Here is a 19,552-nt window from a genome sequence, read left to right on the forward strand (position 1 = left end):
CACCCCGGCTGAATCGCAACGATAGGGATCGCATGTACCAGGAAGACAAAACGTTCACGCTTCGCTTCACGCTGGAAGCCTCGTTTCCGGACGACTATGCCGAGGACGACGATGAGCGCAACTGGCTGCGCGAATGGGAAGCCCGCATCAAACCGCAACTGCTCAAATCCGTCTTTGAATCGCTTCGCCGGCATGAGGGGTGGGCGTCGCACATCCGCAACCGAGGCGTCTCGCCCGCCGATGAAGTCGAAATCGTACTGGCCAAGGATTTCTCACAACCTCCTCCCTTCTCGCTGAAACGATGAGCCCCTCGGATCAAGACCTCGGTCTCTACGTCCATATCCCATTTTGCCGCCGCCGTTGCCACTTTTGCGCCTTCTATCTCGAAATCGCTCGCGCTGAGCGAATGGCGCTGTTTTACTCCGCCCTCAACCAGGAAATTGCGCTCCATCGTCGGCATGAGTCCCTGAATCGCCGCGCCCTCCAGAGTATCTACTTCGGTGGAGGGACGCCGACATCCCTCCCCGCTGATCAGCTGGCTGCACTACTGGCGCTGATTCGAGCGACCTGGCAGACCCGTGTTACGGCCGAAATCACGGTGGAGGCTCACCCTTCTTCCGTCACTGTCGGAGACCTCACCGTCTTGGCTGAGGCCGGATTCAATCGGATCAGCTTTGGAGCGGAATCCATGACGGACAAGGATCTCGCGCCCATCGGTCGTGTTGGACAAGCGCAGGATACGGTGGCTGCGATTCATGCCGCGCGCCGCGCCGGGTTCAGCAATATCAATCTCGATTTGATGTATGGGCTCCCGGGCCAGTCGTTGCAAGATTGGAAACGCACTTTGGAATCGCTCATGACGCTTGCCCCCTCACATATCTCCTGCTATGCCCTGACCATCGAGGAAGGGACCAGGCTTGCCCAGGACATCGCTCGAAATCTTGTTCTGCCGCCTGACGACAGGCTTCAGCTCGACATGGAATCCGTGACAGAGCGCTTCCTGGCCGACGCGGGATTTTCCCGTTACGAAATTTCCAACTATGCCAAGCCCGACCATGCCTGTCGCCATAATCTCCTCTACTGGACAGGTGGCGAGTATCTTGGGCTCGGCCCGAGCGCGCAGTCCTATCTCCATGGGACCCGGTTTGGGAATATTGCAAACCTCGACGCCTATGCGGCAAGCGTGAACGACGGCCGGCTCACGGTAACCGACCGCATAATCCTTTCGACCTCCGAACGCCAGCGAGATGCCCTTGTCTTCGGCTTGCGTCTTCTTGATGGGGTCCCCCGAAAGACCATCAAGGCCGCGGAGCGAGATCCTCAGATCGCCGAACTTATCGCGAAGGGCCTGCTCGATACCGATCATGACCGGGTACGACTGACTTCCTTAGGGCGGCGCTACGCTGATACAGTGGCTGAACAGCTCTTCTGAGTGGGGCCATGAACACCGGCGCATCGAGCGTACGGCAGGGCAGTAAGAATCATTCTGGTTCCGGGCATCGAGCCTCTGTCCACGATTGACAAGACGGTCGTAATTGGAGAAGACTATTGTCATTCTCAGGAGGACCTCATGCCGGTCAATATGGATCCGTCGAAAAAGCGACGTCGCCCCCAGACGAGCGCCGCCGCAGCGGCTGAAGACAGACAGACAGGCGCCACAGCGACATCCCCGCGAAGAAGTTTTGGAGAGGAAACGGAAGCGGATCGTGAAAAAGATTTGGCTGAGGCCGAGCTGAAAAACTTATGGGACGCCACTGAAGTGATTGATATGGACAAAGTCTAAGTCCTTGCATGACGTCCAGCGACTCAGCATTGAACTGTTTCCACCGGGCCTGCTAGAAACTCCGCTCCATGCCGACACCCGCCATGCCCCAGACAACTCCGGACACCACCGAAGATGTGCAAATCGGTTCGGGAACCGGATTTGAATCTCGTGTCGTCGTCTATAACTGCGACTGCCACACATACCAACAAGTGATTGAGCTGTTTTGCCGATTTATTCCCGCCATGACCTCGACCAAAGCATTTGAGTTGGCCTACCGGATCGACCATGATGGGGAAGCCATCGTCTTCACCGGATCGACGGAACAGGCGGATGACATTGCAGCAAAACTCGCGGGAGGTGGGCTCAGAGTGGCCGTACAGTAATCCGACTGCCCGTACCTTAATGTTTCGATGTGCGCGCGGCCGTTTTCTTGGCTGAGCTGGTCGGCGCCTTTGAGGCAACGGGCTTGGAAGCCTCGCCCGATTTCTTCACGGTCTTCGACGCGCTTGGTTTTTCCTTTTTCTCCGCAACCTTGGACTTGCCGCTCGAACGCTTCACGGGAGTCATGTACGCGGAGGTGCGGTTGACCTTCGCTAATTGGTCTCCGCTGAGCACGCGGACTTGATACAGCTCAAACAGCTTGCCGATGGCTTTCGTGTCGCCTCGTCTCGCCGCATTCAAGAGTTTGCGACGTTGATTCATCTCTTCTTCTTCGGTATGCGAAGCAGCTCGTCGTTCCATGCCCATCCTTCCCTCAACACAGGCTGACCAACTGATCGTGGCGGCTGCGGTACGATACCCAGCCAGCCTAAAATTGCCGAAGTATATCAGAATTATGATGATTTTTGGAATATCGAATATCGCGCAACCGTGAGAGGCCTCACCCTATGACTCTCTATAGAGAAAGAGGCCGGCGGCGCGTGAATTTCACTCTTGAGTGGCATCACAAGCACCGGTATAAGTATATAAGGATGATAGTTTGTCTAAGAGGAGCGCCATCATGGAACATACACCGGAACCTTCGACCGTCGCCGATGATCCTCGCGCGCGCGATCTCCTGCGCCGAGCGTTCGAAAAGACCGCCCGGTGGCCGAAAGGCTTTACGGGATTTACGGCTGACCTCACCGTCAATGTGAACGGAAAAGAGACCAGAGGCCCGGTCATCGCCAAGGGTCCCCGCGAGGTCTCCGTTCAGCTGGACAACGGCGAGATTCAAAAGTGGGCGCAAGAGCAGCTGAGCATGATCGCGGTCCATCGTGGACCACGAAGCTTTGAAGAGTCTGATGGGAAATATTCACTCACGATGGAGGAAGACGGTCACCCGTTCGGCACTAAACTGAACATCCACGGCTCTCACTCCTTCTACCGGATCAAGGACGACCGCATCACGCAGATCAACCGGAAGATGGCCCATCCCGGCATGAACCCGTTTGCCTTTACGATCAATGTCGAGGAGAGCGCGATCACGCAGGACCAGAAAAATCTGACAACCAAATACACGGTCTACTACTATTCGCCGACCGACGGCCGATTGACCAACGTGGAAAGCTTCACCGATACCCATGTCCGCGTCGGCCCAGCCGACCTCCCGGCCACGAGACGGATTATTACCTACGAAGAGGGACAGGTCGTCGTGAAGAATCTGACCTTCACGAACCACCAACTGCTCTAGCCATGGACTTGAGGACGAGCTTCCCTCGCAGCATGCGATTCACGCTGGCAGGCTATGCCCATCTTGCGCGCATGATCGACAAATGTCGGGCCGTGCTCGCCGGGACAGAGGGGGACTACATCTACCCTTGCCCCATGGACGAACGGCTCATGGAGTTCGCGGGAATCACCAACGACCAGTTCATGGCGGCGGTTCAGGCCCATCCGACCGACGAGGGGGTCGTGAAGTGGTTTGAGCAGACGACAACACCGCGCCAACCTGCCGAGTTAGAGAAATGGAATCAGCAGCTGTTGGCACGCGAACCGAGCTCACCTGAGAGTGCGGCCAGATTCAAACAATACCTGGCCGCCATCGATCCCTCGCGCACCGACATCACCGCCTGGTCGGATTTGCAAGACTTGGAAGAAGGGCGAGTTGTTCCGAGACGAGAGCCGGCACATCAATCTCAATAGGTGAGCGCCGGATATTTGCCAAGATAGGTCGGGTGCTCTGCCTGCGCCAGCATGAAATGCGCCACATCAGAGCGAGAAACAGCGCCCACCTTCATTCCGTCCACAAGGCTATCCAGAATTCGATAGTGGCCGGTCATCGCGCCGTTGGTCAAGCGGCCCGGGCGCACGATCTCCCAACGAGAATACCCGCCGGCAATCAGGCGCTCCTGCTCACTTTTGTCTGCATAGACGTTCTTGAGAAGCAGCGTGAATAGGAGTCTCATGGGGAGCGAATTGTACCCCGAGCTGTCGCCTGCGCCAAAACCGGTCAGCACAAGGAGCGTGGGGGAAGCATTCGTCTCCTGAAGCACTTGTAATAGAAGGCGCGCGGAGTCGGAAAACAACGTGGTGGCAAAGGGGCTTTTCACGCCGAGCGTCACGAGGACGGCTTCAGCCCCTTGCACGGCAGTCCTCACATCGTTGAGTTTTGTCGCACTCCCCTGCACCATTTTTAATTTTGGGCGATCCGGAAGCGGAACGATTCGGCGCGACAAGGTGGTGATCTCATGCCCTTTTGCAAGGGCGAGACGCGTGCACTGGAGTCCTATTCCGGCTGATGCTCCGATGATGGTGATCTTCATGTTTCCTTGATGTCAGGGTTCCAAGACCGCTTAGCGGGAATGAATCATATCGCGAATCTTCACCGTGGGCACATTCTCAGCCCGTTCGTAGGCTCAGGTCAAGCGCTGCTGACCGGCAATCATCCCGTACTGATTCATATACTGATCTGTCAGAGTGCGCAAAGATGAACTGCCTGACTTCCGCTTCAGTTGCTGTCACTCCGGCACAGTTACGCAGTCACGTTGCAGCGGTTAGCCGGATACGGAGCCTCTCAATGAGACACGTGTTTCCGTGCAACCCCCATTGTGCTGCATCGAACTACGGAATTGAAATACAGCCAGGCAGATTGTAGGCCATACGTCCCCGCGGATGCGGAAACGATACAATCAGATCAGAGGGAAGAACCTCACCCAGGCACAAGTAAGCTTGGGAAATATCTCCGGGGAGAACACGCCCGGAACACTTGACCCCATGGCCGAGAGTCTGTAGAACTGTAACTCCTCGATATCGTTAAGCTGCTGGCGTAGCTCAATCGGCAGAGCAGCGGTTTTGTAAACCGCAGGTTGGAGGTTCGATTCCTCTCGCCAGCTCCATAAATTCCGCTGACGATTCAACCACTTTGCGACTTACAGAACTCCTGCTCTCCCCTCGCAATTCAGCCAGTGTAACCGTCTGCTTTTCGAAATAGGCAGATAATGACTGCGCGGCTTGTTGCAGAGCTTTCTCGTTCACGATGTTGTAGCGGTCGAACACGCTCCGGGTCTTATGGCCGGAAATCGCCATTGCCACCTTTTCAGGCACGCCAGCCCGAACCATGTTGCGAACAGCCGTCCGTCGAAAGTCATGGGGGATCTTGCCCTGCCAGACCTTCCGACACTTGGCGGCATCCTCCACCATCTGTCCGAGTCCCACCGCCTCGCAGGCCTTCCGCCAGGAGTGACTGAGGGTCTGCAAGCGTATCCCCCCTCGATGACAGATCCACGGGCAAGCAGGCCACTTGTTGTCACAGCGGGCTTTCCAAGTCCGCAGGACTCGATGGAGATCACCCGTGAGGAAGAGTACTCGCGGAGTATTCGTCTTCGTATCCTGTGCTTGAAGGTAGAGTTTGCCTTCCGTCCAGTTAATCTGACGCCACTGGAGAGAACAGACCTCACCCATCCTCATGCCGCTGTAGTAGGCAAGACTGACGGCGACCTGTGCGTAATCAGGTAACGCGCCTCTGAGCGCGAGAAAGTCCTCATGCTCAAAGAAACCAGACCGGATATTGCGCTCCTTCAACATTGGAATATGAGGGGGGCGACCAACAAGTTCCCACTTGGGAAAGCTCACTACCATGTGATTACAACTCCCCGATCTGGACCCACGGAATACGGGCGAAGTGCTTGCGGTCGTAGGTGAGAATCTCTGTGAGTCCTTGCTCTTTCATATGGAAAGCGTTGTACGCATCCACAAAATCGATATTTGCGTGGACATAGAGATCTAGGGCCATGAAGAGCAGTGGGGTTTCCGGGCAGAACAGATTGGGCGTATTCAGAATCTTCTCGACCTTTGCAGCGATATCCGACTTTTCCAATTTGTAAAAGGATTCTAGGGTCCAGACAATCTCGGCAATGACCAGCAGGCTGGTCGCCAATTTGACTTTACCGCGCAAGGCATCGCGAAAGAGGGTTTCCGCTCGTTTGGCTTTGGCTGGGTCGTCGTTGGTCAGAAAACGGAGAAACACATTGGTATCGACAAAGAAACTAGCCATGCCCAACCACCTTCTTGGCTATGGCCTGTCTGACAGACTGACGAATCTTCTCAAAATCTTCCGGGTGCTCTAATGCCTGGACCGAGCCCCTGAGATCAAGAATGGTTCCTTTGACGACCTTCAAGATCACTTCCTCCCCTCGCATCACAAAGAGGACTTTCTCCCCTTCTTTCACGCCCAACCGGTCACGAATCGCCTTGGGAATTGTGACCTGTCCTTTCCGGGTTATCGTAGATTCCAGCATGCCTACCTCCATCACGATTGTAGTACTTTTATAGTTTAGTACTACCACTCGATCGAGTCAACCGCAGCCCTGGAAAGACAGAAATAGGGGAAATCTCACGACACCCCCCTTACCCCCACGAGCAGCGCCCCCGTTGCCGCCGGCGAGCAAGAAACAGAAACCTTCTGCGGTGACTCACTCCCGGGAGGCAATCGCGCCAGGAACAATCAACCTGGCACGACTGCAGCCCAGTCGCGCGCTAGGAATTAGCCTCCCGCCTTGGCTGGGGTGGGGGCAGGAGGCTTGATGTATTGATCACCCGTTGGCAACTCGGATCTTCAAACCCCGATATCCAACCGAACGTCCCTGCCCCGCCGATCCAGTGTTTGACCGTGCAGAAGTCTCCCACCCGACGGAGCGTGTCGTTGAACATGAGGAGGAAGAGTTTCGATGCCGCTTCGCACACGTGGCGTGTCAGGACGATCTGAAAGCGCTCGATTGGTACGAGAACTCAAAACCAACAAAAGTTGGAGACGTCTTCCAACATCTCCAAGCACCCATAACGGTGCCCGCGTTGACGTCGATAGAACCTACTCACATTTTGTAACAGAAATTCAGAATGGCAACGTTGTTTCACCATCTTCAATCAGGTGCGTGCGCGCAGCTCGCGTACGCCGCGGCCGATCTTACGCCGAATGAGTGTGCGCAACGTCACCCCGTCTGCGTACCCGACCTGGGCGGCAATCTGGTCAACACTGGCGCTGCTTGTCTGTAGCAGGTGTACCGCGCGCTCGACGCGAAGATCCTGAACATAGGCGAGCGGAGACTTACCCAGAACGGATTGCAGGCGACGCGCCAAGGTCCGTTCGCTTGTCACCGCTGCACGAGCCGCTTCGCTGAGTGAAAAGCCTTGATCCAGCTGGCGCCGTGCCCACCGCTCGAACCGTTCGACGAGTGGGTCCGAGTGCGCAAGGTGGTCAGGAATCGCGAATGCCGCCTGCGATGGCCTTGGCTCAACCACCAGGTAGCGGGCCGTTAGAGCCGCCAGCGCCGGGCTCTTGCGACGCACCAGCCACAACGCCAGATCAAGGTGGGCTAGCGCAGCGCCGGCGGTGACGAAGCGGGATGAACTCACGAGCATCCGCGAGTCATCTAGCAGGACATGCGGGTACCGTTCACGAAAGAACGGGGCGAGCCACCATGATGTCGTCCCTTGCTGGCCATTGAGCAGAGACGTGCCAGCAAGGACAAACGTGCCCGTGCATGCCGCGCCCACGAGCGTGCCGCTGCCAGACCAGCGACGAATGAGCGCTTGTGCGTCCTTCACGTCTCGCCGTTCAAGCGCAAGTCGCAGAGTATCAGGCATCTTTGCCCCGAGCGCTGGCACGAGGGCGATGTCCGGGCTCGCAAGTCGTGTCGCCGACCGTATAGGCACCAACAACCCGTGACTGGTGTGTATGTGGGAACGGACACCCACGACCGTCACGTTGAATCGTGTCGAAGTTGTTCCAGCGGATTCCGCTAGGTCGTTCGCCGTGCCGAAGGTGTCGAGAAGAGTAGTTAAGCCGGTGTCGAAGACTTCATTCAAAGCGAGAACATAAATTCGCATGGCGAGAATTGTATCATAATTGTCATTCTTGCCACTAGTGCCAATTGGTAGACATGGCTAGAGTACGCCTCACTCTGTTCAACCTCTAAAAGGAGAGAGTACGATGGTACGAGTTGCTCTGTTCGTGCGATTGCAAGCCAAGCCGGGAAAAGAAGCGGATGTCGTCCGCTTTCTCGAAAGCGGACTCGCCCTGGCGAATCAGGAAACCACAACGCCGATCTGGTTCGCACTACGATTGGGGCCGGCGACGTTTGGTATCTTCGATGCCTTTGCCGATGAAGCAGGCCGCAAGGCGCATTTGGCTGGCCAGATTGCGGCAGCCCTGATGGCAAAGGCACCTGAGTTGCTGGCCGAAGCGCCACAGATCGAGCAGGTCGACGTGCTCGCCGCCAAGGTCTTGCACTAAAGTCTATCGTGAGAGGTGGCCTGGCCGCGAGTAGCTCGGCCGGTTGGAGTGAATTAGGAAACCCGTGCGGTGGCTTACTCCGGGAAGCCAATCGCGCCAGGCGAAGCAACGTGGCAGGATTGCAGCCCCGTCGCTCGCAGCGAGGAATTAGTCTCCTGCCCTGGAAGGAGCGGGGGCAGGAGACTTGATGTATTGATCGTCCAACGGCAATTTTGGTCTTCGTATCCCGATATCCATCCGAACGTCCCAGCCCCACCGATCCAGTGCTTGACTGTGCAGTACTCTCCTATCCGGCTGATTGTGTCCGTCAACATAAGGGAAAAGAGTTTCCGTTCTGAATCTCTGGCATGCCGTACCAGAACGAATTGATAACATTCTGTCGGTACGGCGATTTCCAACGAGCAGAAGTACCGGTGTTCTTCAAATTCTCGGAGCTGGCTGTCGAAATCCTTGCTGATGTACTTGGAGAGATACCAGGCCAGCTTTACTGGCGAAGTTCAGGCCGTGGCCCCATTCACCTGCCCTTGTATTTTTCCCACGATCTTGTACCAACACCGGCGCAGGAGACGAATATCCTGAAATCCTCTGACAGCGAGATGCGGATGAATCGCGCCGCACTGCTGGCATTCCAACACTGCCACGTAGGGCATTGGATAACCCGCACGGGACAGCATACGATGCAACCGTTCCAAATCGGTCAACACTCGTTCTCGATCTTCCACATTGTCGCGATGGGTGAGAGTGACCAGATGGTCCGCCCCGATCGACAGGCATTTCCGTCTGATCTCTCCTTTTGCCCGTGCTTGTGCCCGCTTTTCATTCTGTTCTTTATAAGCTGATTCTCCTTTGAACCCTCGTTTACCCGGACACGGATCGACTTTTCCCCATGCCTCGACCCACTGCTTTCCAAAATCGTGAATCTTGACTGACCACACAGCGCCGGGAGTGGCTGATGGGGCTAAGTTGGATTCCGTGTGATCGACGAGAAATGTCTTTCTAACAAGTTTAGGAGCCGCCGGCGGACCGGCGGCCGTGCGCCGCTGGCAGTCGCCAGCAGGCGCATCGACCGTCGCTCGAGGCTCGACGTTCCTCTGTCCTCTCACCTAGATCCTTCTATAATTCCACTCTCAAACAACCTCAACAACTGTAACCAAATCTGTAACTATGCGCACCGATGTTGCCCTCTCCGCAAGCCAGAGAGCGCAACTCGACGCAGTTATCTAACCTGGCCATTCCTCGTATGATTCTGTTAGAGGGAGGGTTGGAAACTCCTTCAGAACTAATTTGTAAACCTCAGGTTGGACGGTCCGATTCCTCTCGCCAACTCCAAACCAAGTGAACCTCAATCATTGTGACGGCGGCGGATAGATATCTTCTCTAGCCCTCCCTCTCCGCTGCTCCCGATCATTCCCCGACTTCAGGACATCAGGCCACGGGTGTAGGAGCTACGATTCGAGCCGAACGCAAGGAGCTGGAAACTGATTGAAACACAAAGGCCGCGTCACGAGTGACGCGGCCTTATCGGTTTCGCATCTGAATTTCACCCCGATTGACGGGACCGGTCTATCGTTCCACCTCCGTCAAATTTGTTTCGGGTTCCAGCTCGTCAATCTCAGAATCCGCCTTTCCCTTCGTCGTCGACGGATGAAGGCCGTACTTTCTCAGCATCTTGTAGAAGTCGGCTCGGTACCGGCCGGCAAACTGCGCGGCGCGCGAGATATTTCCACTCGTCAATTGGAGGACGTTCTTCAAATAGGTCCGCTCGAATTCCTCTTTGGCCTCCGTCAGCGGCTTGAGCGGCGACTCGGCCGACACGCTGACAGCCGGCAATAAATCCGGCGTGAGCATATCTTGCCGCGACATCACCACGGCCTTCTCGACCACATTTTCCAACTCACGCACGTTGCCCGGCCAGGGATTGACCATCAACCGATGAAGCGCCGCCGGCGTGAATCCCTTCACCTCCTTATTGGCCCGCTTCACGCTGAGCTTGAGAAAATGTTGAGCCAACAACGGAATGTCATCCCGGCGATCCCGCAACGGTGGGATGAACAGCGGAACCACTGAGATGCGATAGTACAGATCGTTGCGGAACGTCCCGTTTTTCACCGCCTCGCCGAGGTCCCTATTCGTCGCCGCAATGATGCGAACATCCACTTTGACCGAGGTCTCCGCCCCCACCTCTCGAATCTCCCGCTCTTGTACGGCGCGCAATAATTTGACCTGCATGGACAGCGGCATGTCGCCGATCTCGTCGAGAAACAACGTGCCGCCGTTGGCCATTTGAAATAACCCGCGCTTCGCCCCATGGGCGCTCGTGAACGCGCCCTTCACGTGTCCGAACAACTCGCTCTCGAACAACGCTTCGGGTATGGCGGCGCAGTTGAGCGCCACGAAGGGACCTTTTCCGCGCCGGCTGTTCGTATGGACGACGCGAGCCATCACTTCTTTGCCTGTTCCGGTTTCACCGAACAGCAAAATGGTCGCATCCGACTCGGCCACCTGGGCGATTTGCTGGAAGAGCCGCTGCATCGCCGGGCTCCGCGCCACGACATTTTCGAGCCCGTACAGTTCCTTGACCAGCGACTTGAGCCGCTGAATTTCCCGGCTCATCCGCTGTTGCGCAAGCGCCTTCTCGATCGTGGCTTTCAGCTCCTTATCGTCGAACGGCTTCGTCAGATACCCGAACGCCCCCCGCTGCATCGCCTCCACGGCATTGGGAATGCTCCCATGGGCCGTCAGGATGATGACCGGAAGTCCCGGATGACTTCTGAGGAGTTCTTCGGTCACATCCAACCCATCCTCGCCGCGAAGGCGCAGATCGGTAATGGCCAAGTTGAACATCGTTTTCTTCGCCTCGCCGACGGCATCCTGCCCCGTCGTACAGGGCGTGACGGCGAACCCCATCGCGGACAACCGCATCTTCAATAAATGCAACAGCCCCTCATCGTCGTCGACTACGAGAATGTTTTCTTGCTCCATCATCACAATTCCTTCTGGTATTCGTTAAGGTGTCGGCTCGGAACCGGGAACCGGAACGGTGGTTAAGGGTGGACGTATCGGACGCACCTTTTCCCGCATCTCCTGATCGATTCGCTTCAATGCCTCGAGTTGCGTGGAAAGCTCCTCTATCTTTCTGTCTCGCTCGGCAAGCTGTTTTTGCAGAGTTTGAATCGATGCAGGGTCGGCCGACGCCTTCGCCGAATCTTTCTTCGACAAGAGGGCCTCTATCTTATGATCGCGATCCGCCAGCTCGCGCTGCAAGGCCTCAACGGTCTCGGATTCGTCCTCCTTGGACGCACGAAGTTGTTGAAGGAGTACCTCTCGATCAAGCAAGTCTCGCGCCAGACGATCAGTGGTCGCTGCTAATGCGATATTCGTCTCCGCAAGGACCGGCGCTCTGAAAACGGCTTCGGGCCATGATCTGTTTCCAGGAACAGGTTGTTGCAATAAGGCAAGCCAGGCTTTGCTTGACACCGCCAGCTGGCTCTTGGGAGCAACCGCGATAACCTTCCCGAAATATTTCTCAGCAACTTCGCGGCTTTCGTACAATCCGAGCAACCCGCGCGTAAAGTACACATGGTCGCAGGAGCTCGATTCACCACATTTTATGGCCATACTCTCTTGTTTTCTTGCAAGCGACTGAAATAATTTGACTTCTCTTGGTTCGGCTGAAAAATAAGGACGAGAGCCAGGGACCGGCGTCGTCCAAGCCGCGCACCCCGCCAGCAAGAGAGAACTGATGAGGATGAAGCATCTTGTCAGAGACTCTGCCGTTCTAGTCACGCATGCCCTACCTTTTCCGGTTTTGCCAACCGTAGGATAAACCGTACAGTCGCCCCCTTATCTTTCTCACTTTCGATCCAAATTCTCCCGCCGTGAGCCTCAACGACTTTCTTCACCAAGGCCAAGCCCAATCCACTGCCTGCCGTATGCTTCCCTTTCGTGCGACCTTGATAAAACCGTTCAAAAATATGTGGGAGATCCTCCGGAGCGATCCCGGGTCCCGTATCCGAAACAGTCACCTCAAGCACTCCGGCTTGGAGATCGGGTTTCACCTGCACCTTCACGACCCCGCCCTCAGGGCTGAATTTCAAAGCGTTTGACAGCAAGTTGTCGAGCACCTGTTCGAGACGAGACGCATCCGCCTTGACCCACGAACGATTCCCGATGTTCTCCAGCACCAGCTGCACATGCTTGGAATCCGCCAACAAACGAACCTTGTTGATGGAGACTTCCCCGATTCGCTGGAAATCCACCGGGACGATACGGTATTCCATCATCCCCGCCTCCATTTTCGAGAGATCCAGAATCGTGGAGATCAGATGGATCAGCCGCCGGCTGCTGTCGGCCATAATCCGAAGGGTGGTGCGTTGCTCCTGAACGAGCGGACCGGGAATCTCATCCAGCAGGAGGTGCGTGCCTTCTTGAATCGAAGCCATCGGGGTGCGCAATTCGTGAGAGACGTGCGCCAAAAACTCCGTTTTCATATCGTCTATTTCCTGCAACTTCCTGCCCATCCAATTGACGGTGTCGACTAACTCCCGCAACTCCGCGGGAGCCTTGATCTGGAGGGAGGCCCCAAAATTTCCTTGCCCGATCTGTTTGATATGCCCTTGCAGCTGCCGAAGGGGACGCAAAATCGTATAGCTGGCGATGCCGGCAAGCCCCACCCCGAACACCAACGCCACCAGGACCAGTTGCTCCGTGACAGCCTCTGCTTGGGCCGCGCTGGCTCGAGATTCCGTTACCCCGACACTCACTCGCGCCTCGTGCAGATCGATGTAGCTCTGAATCGAGGCGGACATCCGGTCCATCATGCCATCGCGCCGGTGTTCATAGTCCGGAGCAGCCTGACGGGCCTTTCCCTTGACGATCTGAAATTCATCCTGGAAAAGCTTCAGCCGCTCCCTGAGTAAATCATCCGTCTTTTGGAGCAGCGTCAACCCCTGGGACGAGCTTTCCTGCCCCCGCAGCAGCTGAAGACTGCGCTGAAACTCATCCACCTCTTCATTCAGATTCGTCAGAAAGGTGCGATCTCTCGTCGCAAGGTATTTCTTTTCGCTGTTCAGTTGAGCATAGAGCGACCCCAACAGTCGTTTCGCGGATTCAGCGGCCGGATAATGGTAGGACGCCATCTGGGTACTCATCGACGTCAACTGCCGAAGCTGAAAGAGCGCGTAGATATTGACTCCTCCCATGACCGTAATAATGATGAGGGAGGTCATCACTAACCGCCAAAAGATAGAAAGCTGCATGAATCCGCACCGCGCCCTGACCACAGTGTGAAGGAACAAAACTTAGGTGTATGGTAAACCATACGCTATTTCAGTTCAGAATCACAAGCCAAGCGCCATCAATGACCCAAGAAGGGGCTCAAGCTGGCACAGGGACCAATGCCATGAAACACCCTCTCGATGACAGTCGATCGTGACTTCAGGCCCTACTGCCTCGTATCAAACTGGCGAGAAAAGAGACGTTGCCGCCGGGAAGACCCATGGAGTGACGCAAAAAGATGGCCGCGGAACAATAGGATGGCCATGGCCATTGGTGGGGTGAGCAGGAGCAACACAATCACTTGTCCTTCGGAATCAAATCCGACATAGGACAACCACCCCCCGATCGCGGTGAACGGGAGCAACAGAATCTGGAAGAAGTCGAGACCGGCTCCTCGACCGACACGATCGGACAACGAAAAAAATTCCAGCAGGCCGCTGGGAGAAAGCACCACAGGCAAAATAAGGATCGCGAACGGGAGAAACCACTCGACCCAATGCTCCAGGATGAATTGATAGGACGTCTTCAAGACCTCAAGGGATGAATCGTGTCGGACTTGATAGATCACCTCCGGAGCCGGGTTCAGCAGGATAAACACCAGGAGCAGAAACGCGGACGAAAGAAAGTGGCCGTACGGATTGGCTTGCATGCCCATATCGAGCAGCATCGTCGGAATCCATAAGATAAACCCGACGCCGATCACATCCCAAAAATAATGCCCAAAACTGTCGGTCACATCCGTGAACTGAATCGTCCGCGCCGCGCCGAGAGACTGTTCAATCAACCGGAGCGTCGCTCCCACCAACAAGGCGTTCACAATGCCCAGGACGAACCCGCCGGCCATGCCCAATGGAGCGGCGATCCTCGATACCCCCACAAACAGCACGGCAAACACGATGAGCGCGACCATCGTCACCCAACTTCGGGTGAGCGACCGTCCCGTCGAGTACAAGACCTGTCGATACAGTTGAAGCGTAGCTGATACGAGACTGACCATTCCGGTGCGTACCCTAATCGGGATTGTCCAAGAGGTCAAGAACTAGTCGCTCAATAGGATGCTGAAGGATGCTGAAAAAGTCCGGCGGCGGCGTTGGAAGTGCGTGAAGCCCGCTTCGCCCTCTCAGCCCGCATCGACGAGTCTGTGAGGCGTGCGAGGCGAGCGTATCTCGTGAAACGTGAACCGGACAGGTTGACTTACCAGGCCTCATGATTATCACATGAGTCAGCGAGGGTGCCTGAGTACACTTTTAATAGGTGAACGGCCATGGACATGAATCGGATGACCATCAAGCTGCAGGAGGCCTTACAGTCCGCCTCGGGGCATGCGCAACGTCGGAGCCATCAGGGTATCGACATAGAACATGTGCTGTTGGCGCTGCTCGATCAGGAAGGCGGAACGGCGCCGGCGCTGCTCGAAAGCGCCGGTCTCGCCCTGTCCGCCGTTCGGCAAGCGGTCGAACAAGCCTTAGCCAAACTGCCGCAGGTACAAGGCGCCGGCGCCTCGCCCGGTCAAATGCATGTGGCCGCCCGCCTCAATCAGGTCCTGACCCATGCGGTGGACGAACAGAAATCGCTCAAGGATGACTTTCTCAGCGTCGAGCATGTGCTCTTGGCCATGGTCCAGGAAGACGGGGTGCTCAAGAAACTGGGACTCACTCGAGACCGCCTCTTGTCCGGATTGCAGCAGGTGCGCGGCAATCAGCGTGTCACCAGTCAGGATCCGGAAAGCACCTACCAGTCGCTGGTGAAATACGGGCGTGACCTGACTCAATTGGCCGGACAAGGCAAGCTTGATCCCGTCATCGGGCGAGACGATGAAATCCGGCGAGTGATTCAAATTCTCTCCCGCCGCACGAAGAACAACCCCGTGCTCATCGGAGAACCGGGAGTCGGGAAAACCGCGATCGTGGAAGGGCTGGCGCTTCGTATCGTCAAGGGGGATGTCCCCGAAAGTCTCAAACACAAGAAGCTCTTCGCGTTGGACATGGGATCGCTCGTCGCCGGGGCGAAGTTTCGCGGAGAATTCGAAGAACGGCTCAAGGCCGTGCTCAAGGAGATTCAATCCTCCCAAGGTCAAATTCTCCTGTTCATCGACGAATTGCATACGGTCGTCGGGGCCGGAGCGGCCGAAGGAGCGATGGATGCGGCCAATCTGCTGAAGCCGATGCTGGCGCGGGGTGAGTTGCACCTGATCGGCGCCACCACGCTCGACGAGTACCGCAAACACATCGAAAAAGATGCCGCGTTGGAACGTCGTTTTCAGACGGTCCTGGTCGACCAGCCGTCCGTGGAGAACACCATTTCCATTCTGCGCGGCCTCAAAGAGCGATACGAGGTCCACCATGGCGTGCGGATCAAGGACGGCGCGCTCGTGGCGGCGGCGAAATTGTCGCATCGATACATTTCGGACCGCTTTCTACCGGATAAAGCCATCGACCTGGTCGATGAAGCGGCCGCGCGGCTCAGGACCGAGATCGACAGCCTTCCGGCCGAACTGGACGAAGTCTCGCGCAAGGTGCTCCAGCTGGAGATCGAGCGGGAAGCGTTGAGAAAAGAAAAAGATCCGGCGAGCGCCGCCCGATTGACCGCCCTCGAAACGGAGCTGAGCGAAAAGCAACGCGACTCCCAGGCCCTGAAGACCAGATGGGAGTCTGAAAAGGCCTCCGTCTCCCGGCTCCGTAAAACACGTGAGGCGATCGAGGACATCAAGCTCAAGATCGAACAGGCTGAGCGGGCCTACGACCTCAATCGCGTGGCGGAACTTCGGTATGGAGAACTGCCTCGGCTGGAACGAGAACTGGTCCTGGAACAACAGCACTTGGGAAAGAAGCAGGACCAAACGAGGCTGCTGAAGGAAGAGGTCGATGAAGACGAGATTGCCGCCGTGGTCAGCCGTTGGACCGGCGTTCCGGTCTCTCGCTTACTTGAAGGGGAAACCGACAAACTGTTGAAGCTCGAGGAATTGCTCCATCAGCGCGTCGTGGGACAAGAGGAAGGGGTTCGCGCCGTCGCGGACGCCGTCCTCCGGGCGCGATCGGGTATCAAAGACCCGAATCGACCGATCGGCTCCTTTCTATTCCTCGGACCCACCGGTGTCGGGAAAACCGAATTGGCCCGCGCGCTGGCCACGATTCTGTTCGACGACGAAGGCAATCTGGTCAGGATCGACATGTCCGAGTACATGGAAAAGCACACAGTCGCCCGCCTCATCGGCGCGCCTCCCGGCTATATCGGGTACGAAGAAGGCGGTCAACTCACCGAAGCCGTTCGGCGACGTCCATTCTCGGTGATCCTGTTCGATGAAATCGAGAAGGCCCATCACGATGTCTTCAACATCTTGCTGCAAGTGCTGGACGATGGACGACTGACCGATTCACAAGGCCGCACGGTCGATTTCAAGAACACCGTGTTGATCATGACCTCCAACATCGGCAGCCCGCAGATTCTCGAGGCGCAGCAACGAGGCGCATCCTATGAGCACATGCGAACGGTCGTGATGGATGAGCTGCGGCAACAGTTTCGCCCGGAGTTCTTGAACCGGGTGGATGAACTCGTGGTCTTCCATCCGCTCGGCACCGAACACTTGATCCGAATCGTGGAAATTCAGCTGGAACGCCTCCGCGAGCGATTGGCCGAGCGGCGGATCACCCTGACAATCAGCCCATCCGCGCTCAGGCACCTGGGCGAGCGCGGCTATGATCCGGTCTACGGAGCCCGGCCGCTCAAGCGCCTCATTCAGCAGGAATTAGAAACGCCGATCGCGAAGCTGCTGGTCAAAGGCGAACTACGGGACGGGGATACGGCGTCGGTCGATGTCGAAAACGGAGGGCTTGTCGTGGCGCCGACCGTGGCATCACGAGTCAATCCGTAAGAAATGAACGTGCGCTGTGTACGAGGTTAGCACGTTGAGGCCTTTTGAGCGATACGACCTGCCTCGCGAAGCCGCTTCGGCAAGGCGGGAACGACGCGGGAGGGCTTTTGCAGCATCCTCAGGCTAGCCGATGGACACAGCGCCCCCTTTGGCGTCCTGCGTCAGTCCGCTCTTCTGCTGCTTATCAAGCTTCCACTCCGTCGGCGACACGTGGAAGAGGTGGCCTTTCATCGTGTGAAACTCCCCGCGCGAACAGGACACCACATCGGAAGCCTTCACGTCGAACTGGAGAAGAATCTTGCCGGACTCGGCTTCCTTCATCGACACGCGTTTGTCCGTCTTCGTCAATTCATAGGCGCGCCGTTCGTTGAACATCATGGTGCTGTCCACCACCTTGGCGAGCATGCGGCCGTTCGAGTCGAACAGTGCGAAATTCACCAACAGCATCCCGGTGGAGGGATGCCGGGCGATGTGAATTTGCGGCACGCCCTCGACTTCGATGGTGCCGTTTGAATTGCGGTAGAGATTGGAGCCGATTTCAATATCCATTGTTCCTCGATCGAGATGGGATTCACCTGGCGTGACACACAGCTCATTCACGTCTTCCACGTCACTTGTATCGCCAACAGCCGCTCTTTTTCAATCCTTGTCCTAGCCACTCCCTTGCAGATAGGTCGATCGCTTGTGATCAGAGGGGTGGTTTGTTAGACTCCAAGCCGATACGAGGTAATCATGGCCGCCCCCGCCGTACACATAAAGCGCTGGACCCGTCGGGAATACGACCGTATGGCCGAAGCAGGAATTTTTAGTCCCGACGACCGCGTCCAATTAATTGATGGTGATATCGTCACAATGACTCCTCAAAACAGTCCCCATTCAGCGGCTATCGGGAAAACACAACGAGCTCTCGAACGTCTCTTCGGAACGAACGTGTGGGTTCGTGTGCAAATGCCGTTCATTGTCGATCCTGATTCAGAACCGGAACCGGACCTGGTGGTCGTCCCGGGGGTGCCTGATGACTACCGCGACGAACACCCTCGATCGGCTTTGCTTGTCGTCGAAGTCTCCGATACCACACTTTCATTGGACCGAGACCGTAAGCGCGCTGTCTACGCCCGCGCCGGCATCCGAGAGTACTGGATCGTCAACCTCGCTGAACGCTGTCTGGAAGTGTACCGAGACCCGGTGGCCTCTCCGGGCCAAGCCGGCTTGTATCGTTCATCCCAGAAACTCGCTCCTGCCGATAGTATCGCTCCTCTCGCCACGCGTGAAACGACCGTAGCCGTCGTGGACTTGCTCCCTTAACCACACTGTTTTGCCGGATCACGTTAGCAGATTGTGATTCTTATTTGTTGTGCGAGATCGAAGCGGCAAGGACTAAGGTGCTGGGGCATGCAACCGAACATCCATGTTCAGACCGGAAGCATCCCCCTCGTTATGAGCAGAGATACCGCCGGACCAACTCCGCCACAAAGATCTCGACGGTTCCAGCCTTCAAGATCGCCTCTTCTACCAGATCCAAGAAAATCGGCTTGGTGTTCTGGAATTCTTCAGGAGTGTACAGAATGGCCGCTAGATCGGGAGTATACCCGCGTCGAATTAGCTCCTCGTAGGCGGGCTGTGTCGAAGCCGTTCCGACACCGGGCCGCCGTGGAATTGCAACGATCGACAGCAGGTCCGACCATTGGTATAGGTGCTTCAATGGGGCCACGGCAGTTGAGCCGTGGAATTTGAGCATCTTCTCGGCGGACTCTTGCTCGATGACGCCGCTTCAATGGGGCCACGGCAGTTGAGCCGTGGAATTACGACCGCCATAGGCTTGACCTTGGCTTGTTTGATCGCGCTTCAATGGGGCCACGGCAATTGAGCCGTGGAATTAACCGCCGCCTCCGCTCGAAGGGCTTTCCCGAATCTGCTTCAATGGGGC

At 56.5% G+C, this 19,552-nt stretch carries 20 protein-coding genes, 1 tRNA gene, 1 pseudogene and 1 CRISPR repeat array (1 of these 23 only partly in view); of the genes and pseudogenes, 10 read left to right on the forward strand and 12 right to left on the reverse strand.

The genetic code is table 11. From position 1 onward, the window contains the following. Window positions 1–32 precede the first annotated feature (32 nt). The 4 genes from COMA2_RS03185 to COMA2_RS03200 all read left to right on the forward strand — a co-directional run bounded on the left by COMA2_RS03185 (window position 33) and on the right by COMA2_RS03200 (window position 2,148). Entirely contained in the window at window positions 33–305 is a 273-nt protein-coding gene (locus COMA2_RS03185) for a hypothetical protein (protein WP_090894589.1), read from the forward strand. After that, a complete protein-coding gene (hemW, locus tag COMA2_RS03190; RefSeq protein WP_090894591.1) occupies window positions 302–1,432 on the forward strand; it encodes a radical SAM family heme chaperone HemW in 1,131 nt (376 codons plus the stop codon). Before COMA2_RS03185 ends, hemW begins: the two co-directional genes overlap by 4 nt. 138 nt (window positions 1,433–1,570) lie before the next feature. Further along, on the forward strand, window positions 1,571–1,783 hold the full coding sequence (locus COMA2_RS03195) for a hypothetical protein (protein WP_090894593.1): 213 nt from the start codon (window positions 1,571–1,573) through the stop codon (window positions 1,781–1,783). Between the two features lie 68 nt (window positions 1,784–1,851). Next, window positions 1,852–2,148: an ATP-dependent Clp protease adaptor ClpS gene (locus COMA2_RS03200; protein ID WP_245630854.1), complete on the forward strand. Its 297-nt coding sequence runs from the start codon at window positions 1,852–1,854 to the stop codon at window positions 2,146–2,148. A 16-nt stretch (window positions 2,149–2,164) separates the two neighbouring features. On the opposite strand, the gene COMA2_RS03205 is transcribed toward COMA2_RS03200, so the two are convergent. Then, a complete protein-coding gene (locus COMA2_RS03205; protein WP_139077001.1) occupies window positions 2,165–2,506 on the reverse strand; it encodes a hypothetical protein in 342 nt (113 codons plus the stop codon). A gap of 259 nt (window positions 2,507–2,765) precedes the next feature. On the opposite strand from COMA2_RS03205, the gene COMA2_RS03210 reads away from it, so the two are divergent. Both COMA2_RS03210 and COMA2_RS03215 read left to right on the forward strand, forming a co-directional pair. Beyond that, entirely contained in the window at window positions 2,766–3,437 is a 672-nt protein-coding gene (locus COMA2_RS03210) for a DUF3386 family protein (RefSeq protein WP_090894597.1), read from the forward strand. 2 nt (window positions 3,438–3,439) lie between these two features. Further along, entirely contained in the window at window positions 3,440–3,889 is a 450-nt protein-coding gene (locus COMA2_RS03215; protein WP_090894599.1) for a DUF5069 domain-containing protein, read from the forward strand. Here the strand turns inward: COMA2_RS03215 and COMA2_RS03220 are convergent. Then, window positions 3,883–4,509 (reverse strand): NAD(P)-dependent oxidoreductase, encoded by a 627-nt coding sequence (locus COMA2_RS03220; protein ID WP_090894600.1) that lies wholly within the window; start codon window positions 4,507–4,509, stop codon window positions 3,883–3,885. The genes COMA2_RS03215 and COMA2_RS03220 overlap by 7 nt on opposite strands. A 497-nt stretch (window positions 4,510–5,006) precedes the next feature. Between COMA2_RS03220 and COMA2_RS03225 the strand changes: the two genes are divergently transcribed. Then, window positions 5,007–5,082 (forward strand) — tRNA-Thr (locus COMA2_RS03225). Window positions 5,083–5,224: 142 nt separating this feature from the next. Here COMA2_RS03225 and COMA2_RS21235 read toward each other — a convergent pair. The 4 genes and pseudogenes from COMA2_RS21235 to COMA2_RS03245 form a co-directional block, all read right to left on the reverse strand. Next, window positions 5,225–5,824 (reverse strand): annotated as a pseudogene (locus COMA2_RS21235) (site-specific integrase); the annotation flags it as partial. Between the two features lie 4 nt (window positions 5,825–5,828). Further along, window positions 5,829–6,239, reverse strand: coding sequence for a PIN domain-containing protein (locus COMA2_RS03235; protein WP_090894602.1), 411 nt, complete (start codon window positions 6,237–6,239; stop codon window positions 5,829–5,831). Further along, on the reverse strand, window positions 6,232–6,483 hold the full coding sequence (locus COMA2_RS03240; protein WP_139077003.1) for an AbrB/MazE/SpoVT family DNA-binding domain-containing protein: 252 nt from the start codon (window positions 6,481–6,483) through the stop codon (window positions 6,232–6,234). The genes COMA2_RS03235 and COMA2_RS03240 overlap by 8 nt, the downstream gene beginning before the upstream one ends. A 625-nt stretch (window positions 6,484–7,108) precedes the next feature. After that, window positions 7,109–8,071, reverse strand: a complete 963-nt coding sequence (locus COMA2_RS03245; protein ID WP_090894606.1) for a GlxA family transcriptional regulator — start codon at window positions 8,069–8,071, stop codon at window positions 7,109–7,111. A gap of 103 nt (window positions 8,072–8,174) precedes the next feature. On the opposite strand from COMA2_RS03245, the gene COMA2_RS03250 reads away from it, so the two are divergent. Beyond that, window positions 8,175–8,477 carry a putative quinol monooxygenase gene (locus COMA2_RS03250; protein ID WP_090894608.1) on the forward strand — a complete coding sequence of 101 codons (303 nt, stop codon included), beginning with the start codon at window positions 8,175–8,177 and terminating at the stop codon, window positions 8,475–8,477. A 497-nt stretch (window positions 8,478–8,974) separates the two neighbouring features. Here COMA2_RS03250 and COMA2_RS03255 read toward each other — a convergent pair whose 3' ends face one another. From COMA2_RS03255 to COMA2_RS03275, 5 genes are all read right to left on the reverse strand, one after another. Continuing rightward, window positions 8,975–9,580: a rolling circle replication-associated protein gene (locus COMA2_RS03255; RefSeq protein WP_090894610.1), complete on the reverse strand. Its 606-nt coding sequence runs from the start codon at window positions 9,578–9,580 to the stop codon at window positions 8,975–8,977. Between the two features lie 460 nt (window positions 9,581–10,040). Next, the gene (locus tag COMA2_RS03260; protein ID WP_245630856.1) at window positions 10,041–11,462 is read right to left on the reverse strand and encodes a sigma-54-dependent transcriptional regulator; all 1,422 of its coding nucleotides are present in this window, start codon (window positions 11,460–11,462) and stop codon (window positions 10,041–10,043) included. 21 nt (window positions 11,463–11,483) lie between these two features. Beyond that, window positions 11,484–12,095, reverse strand: coding sequence for a hypothetical protein (locus COMA2_RS03265; RefSeq protein WP_090894612.1), 612 nt, complete (start codon window positions 12,093–12,095; stop codon window positions 11,484–11,486). 164 nt (window positions 12,096–12,259) lie between these two features. Next, on the reverse strand, window positions 12,260–13,705 hold the full coding sequence (locus tag COMA2_RS03270; RefSeq protein ID WP_175304368.1) for a sensor histidine kinase: 1,446 nt from the start codon (window positions 13,703–13,705) through the stop codon (window positions 12,260–12,262). Window positions 13,706–13,920: 215 nt separating this feature from the next. Beyond that, window positions 13,921–14,751, reverse strand: a complete 831-nt coding sequence (locus tag COMA2_RS03275) for a hypothetical protein (protein WP_090894615.1) — start codon at window positions 14,749–14,751, stop codon at window positions 13,921–13,923. 267 nt (window positions 14,752–15,018) lie between these two features. Here COMA2_RS03275 and clpB point away from each other — a divergent pair, with 267 nt between their 5' ends. After that, window positions 15,019–17,625, forward strand: a complete 2,607-nt coding sequence (clpB, locus tag COMA2_RS03280; RefSeq protein ID WP_090894617.1) for an ATP-dependent chaperone ClpB — start codon at window positions 15,019–15,021, stop codon at window positions 17,623–17,625. Window positions 17,626–17,748: 123 nt separating this feature from the next. Here clpB and COMA2_RS03285 read toward each other — a convergent pair whose 3' ends face one another. Further along, window positions 17,749–18,234 (reverse strand): hypothetical protein, encoded by a 486-nt coding sequence (locus tag COMA2_RS03285; RefSeq protein WP_090894618.1) that lies wholly within the window; start codon window positions 18,232–18,234, stop codon window positions 17,749–17,751. A 123-nt stretch (window positions 18,235–18,357) separates the two neighbouring features. Here COMA2_RS03285 and COMA2_RS03290 point away from each other — a divergent pair, with 123 nt between their 5' ends. Then, complete coding sequence (locus tag COMA2_RS03290; RefSeq protein WP_090894619.1) at window positions 18,358–18,930, forward strand: Uma2 family endonuclease; 573 nt, start codon at window positions 18,358–18,360, stop codon at window positions 18,928–18,930. Between the two features lie 390 nt (window positions 18,931–19,320). Further along, a CRISPR array of direct repeats spans window positions 19,321–19,552; the repeat unit is 36 nt; unit sequence GCTTCAATGGGGCCACGGCAATTGAGCCGTGGAATT; it runs 2,719 nt beyond the window's last position.

The organism is Candidatus Nitrospira nitrificans, assembly GCF_001458775.1.
GTDB classification, from domain to species: Bacteria; Nitrospirota; Nitrospiria; order Nitrospirales; family Nitrospiraceae; genus Nitrospira_D; species Nitrospira_D nitrificans.

What these genes read in the sequence shown, in the direction of transcription:
- COMA2_RS03185 (WP_090894589.1), top strand. Translation starts at nt 33, where the DNA reads ATGTACCAGGAAGACAAAACGTTCACGCTTCGCTTCACGCTGGAAGCC.
- hemW (WP_090894591.1), top strand. Translation starts at nt 302, where the DNA reads ATGAGCCCCTCGGATCAAGACCTCGGTCTCTACGTCCATATCCCATTT.
- COMA2_RS03195 (WP_090894593.1), top strand. Translation starts at nt 1,571, where the DNA reads ATGCCGGTCAATATGGATCCGTCGAAAAAGCGACGTCGCCCCCAGACG.
- COMA2_RS03200 (WP_245630854.1), top strand. Translation starts at nt 1,852, where the DNA reads ATGCCGACACCCGCCATGCCCCAGACAACTCCGGACACCACCGAAGAT.
- COMA2_RS03205 (WP_139077001.1), bottom strand. Translation starts at nt 2,506, where the DNA reads ATGGAACGACGAGCTGCTTCGCATACCGAAGAAGAAGAGATGAATCAA.
- COMA2_RS03210 (WP_090894597.1), top strand. Translation starts at nt 2,766, where the DNA reads ATGGAACATACACCGGAACCTTCGACCGTCGCCGATGATCCTCGCGCG.
- COMA2_RS03215 (WP_090894599.1), top strand. Translation starts at nt 3,440, where the DNA reads ATGGACTTGAGGACGAGCTTCCCTCGCAGCATGCGATTCACGCTGGCA.
- COMA2_RS03220 (WP_090894600.1), bottom strand. Translation starts at nt 4,509, where the DNA reads ATGAAGATCACCATCATCGGAGCATCAGCCGGAATAGGACTCCAGTGC.
- COMA2_RS03235 (WP_090894602.1), bottom strand. Translation starts at nt 6,239, where the DNA reads ATGGCTAGTTTCTTTGTCGATACCAATGTGTTTCTCCGTTTTCTGACC.
- COMA2_RS03240 (WP_139077003.1), bottom strand. Translation starts at nt 6,483, where the DNA reads ATGCTGGAATCTACGATAACCCGGAAAGGACAGGTCACAATTCCCAAG.
- COMA2_RS03245 (WP_090894606.1), bottom strand. Translation starts at nt 8,071, where the DNA reads ATGCGAATTTATGTTCTCGCTTTGAATGAAGTCTTCGACACCGGCTTA.
- COMA2_RS03250 (WP_090894608.1), top strand. Translation starts at nt 8,175, where the DNA reads ATGGTACGAGTTGCTCTGTTCGTGCGATTGCAAGCCAAGCCGGGAAAA.
- COMA2_RS03260 (WP_245630856.1), bottom strand. Translation starts at nt 11,462, where the DNA reads ATGATGGAGCAAGAAAACATTCTCGTAGTCGACGACGATGAGGGGCTG.
- COMA2_RS03265 (WP_090894612.1), bottom strand. Translation starts at nt 12,095, where the DNA reads ATGGCCATAAAATGTGGTGAATCGAGCTCCTGCGACCATGTGTACTTT.
- COMA2_RS03270 (WP_175304368.1), bottom strand. Translation starts at nt 13,705, where the DNA reads ATGACCTCCCTCATCATTATTACGGTCATGGGAGGAGTCAATATCTAC.
- COMA2_RS03275 (WP_090894615.1), bottom strand. Translation starts at nt 14,751, where the DNA reads ATGGTCAGTCTCGTATCAGCTACGCTTCAACTGTATCGACAGGTCTTG.
- clpB (WP_090894617.1), top strand. Translation starts at nt 15,019, where the DNA reads ATGGACATGAATCGGATGACCATCAAGCTGCAGGAGGCCTTACAGTCC.
- COMA2_RS03290 (WP_090894619.1), top strand. Translation starts at nt 18,358, where the DNA reads ATGGCCGCCCCCGCCGTACACATAAAGCGCTGGACCCGTCGGGAATAC.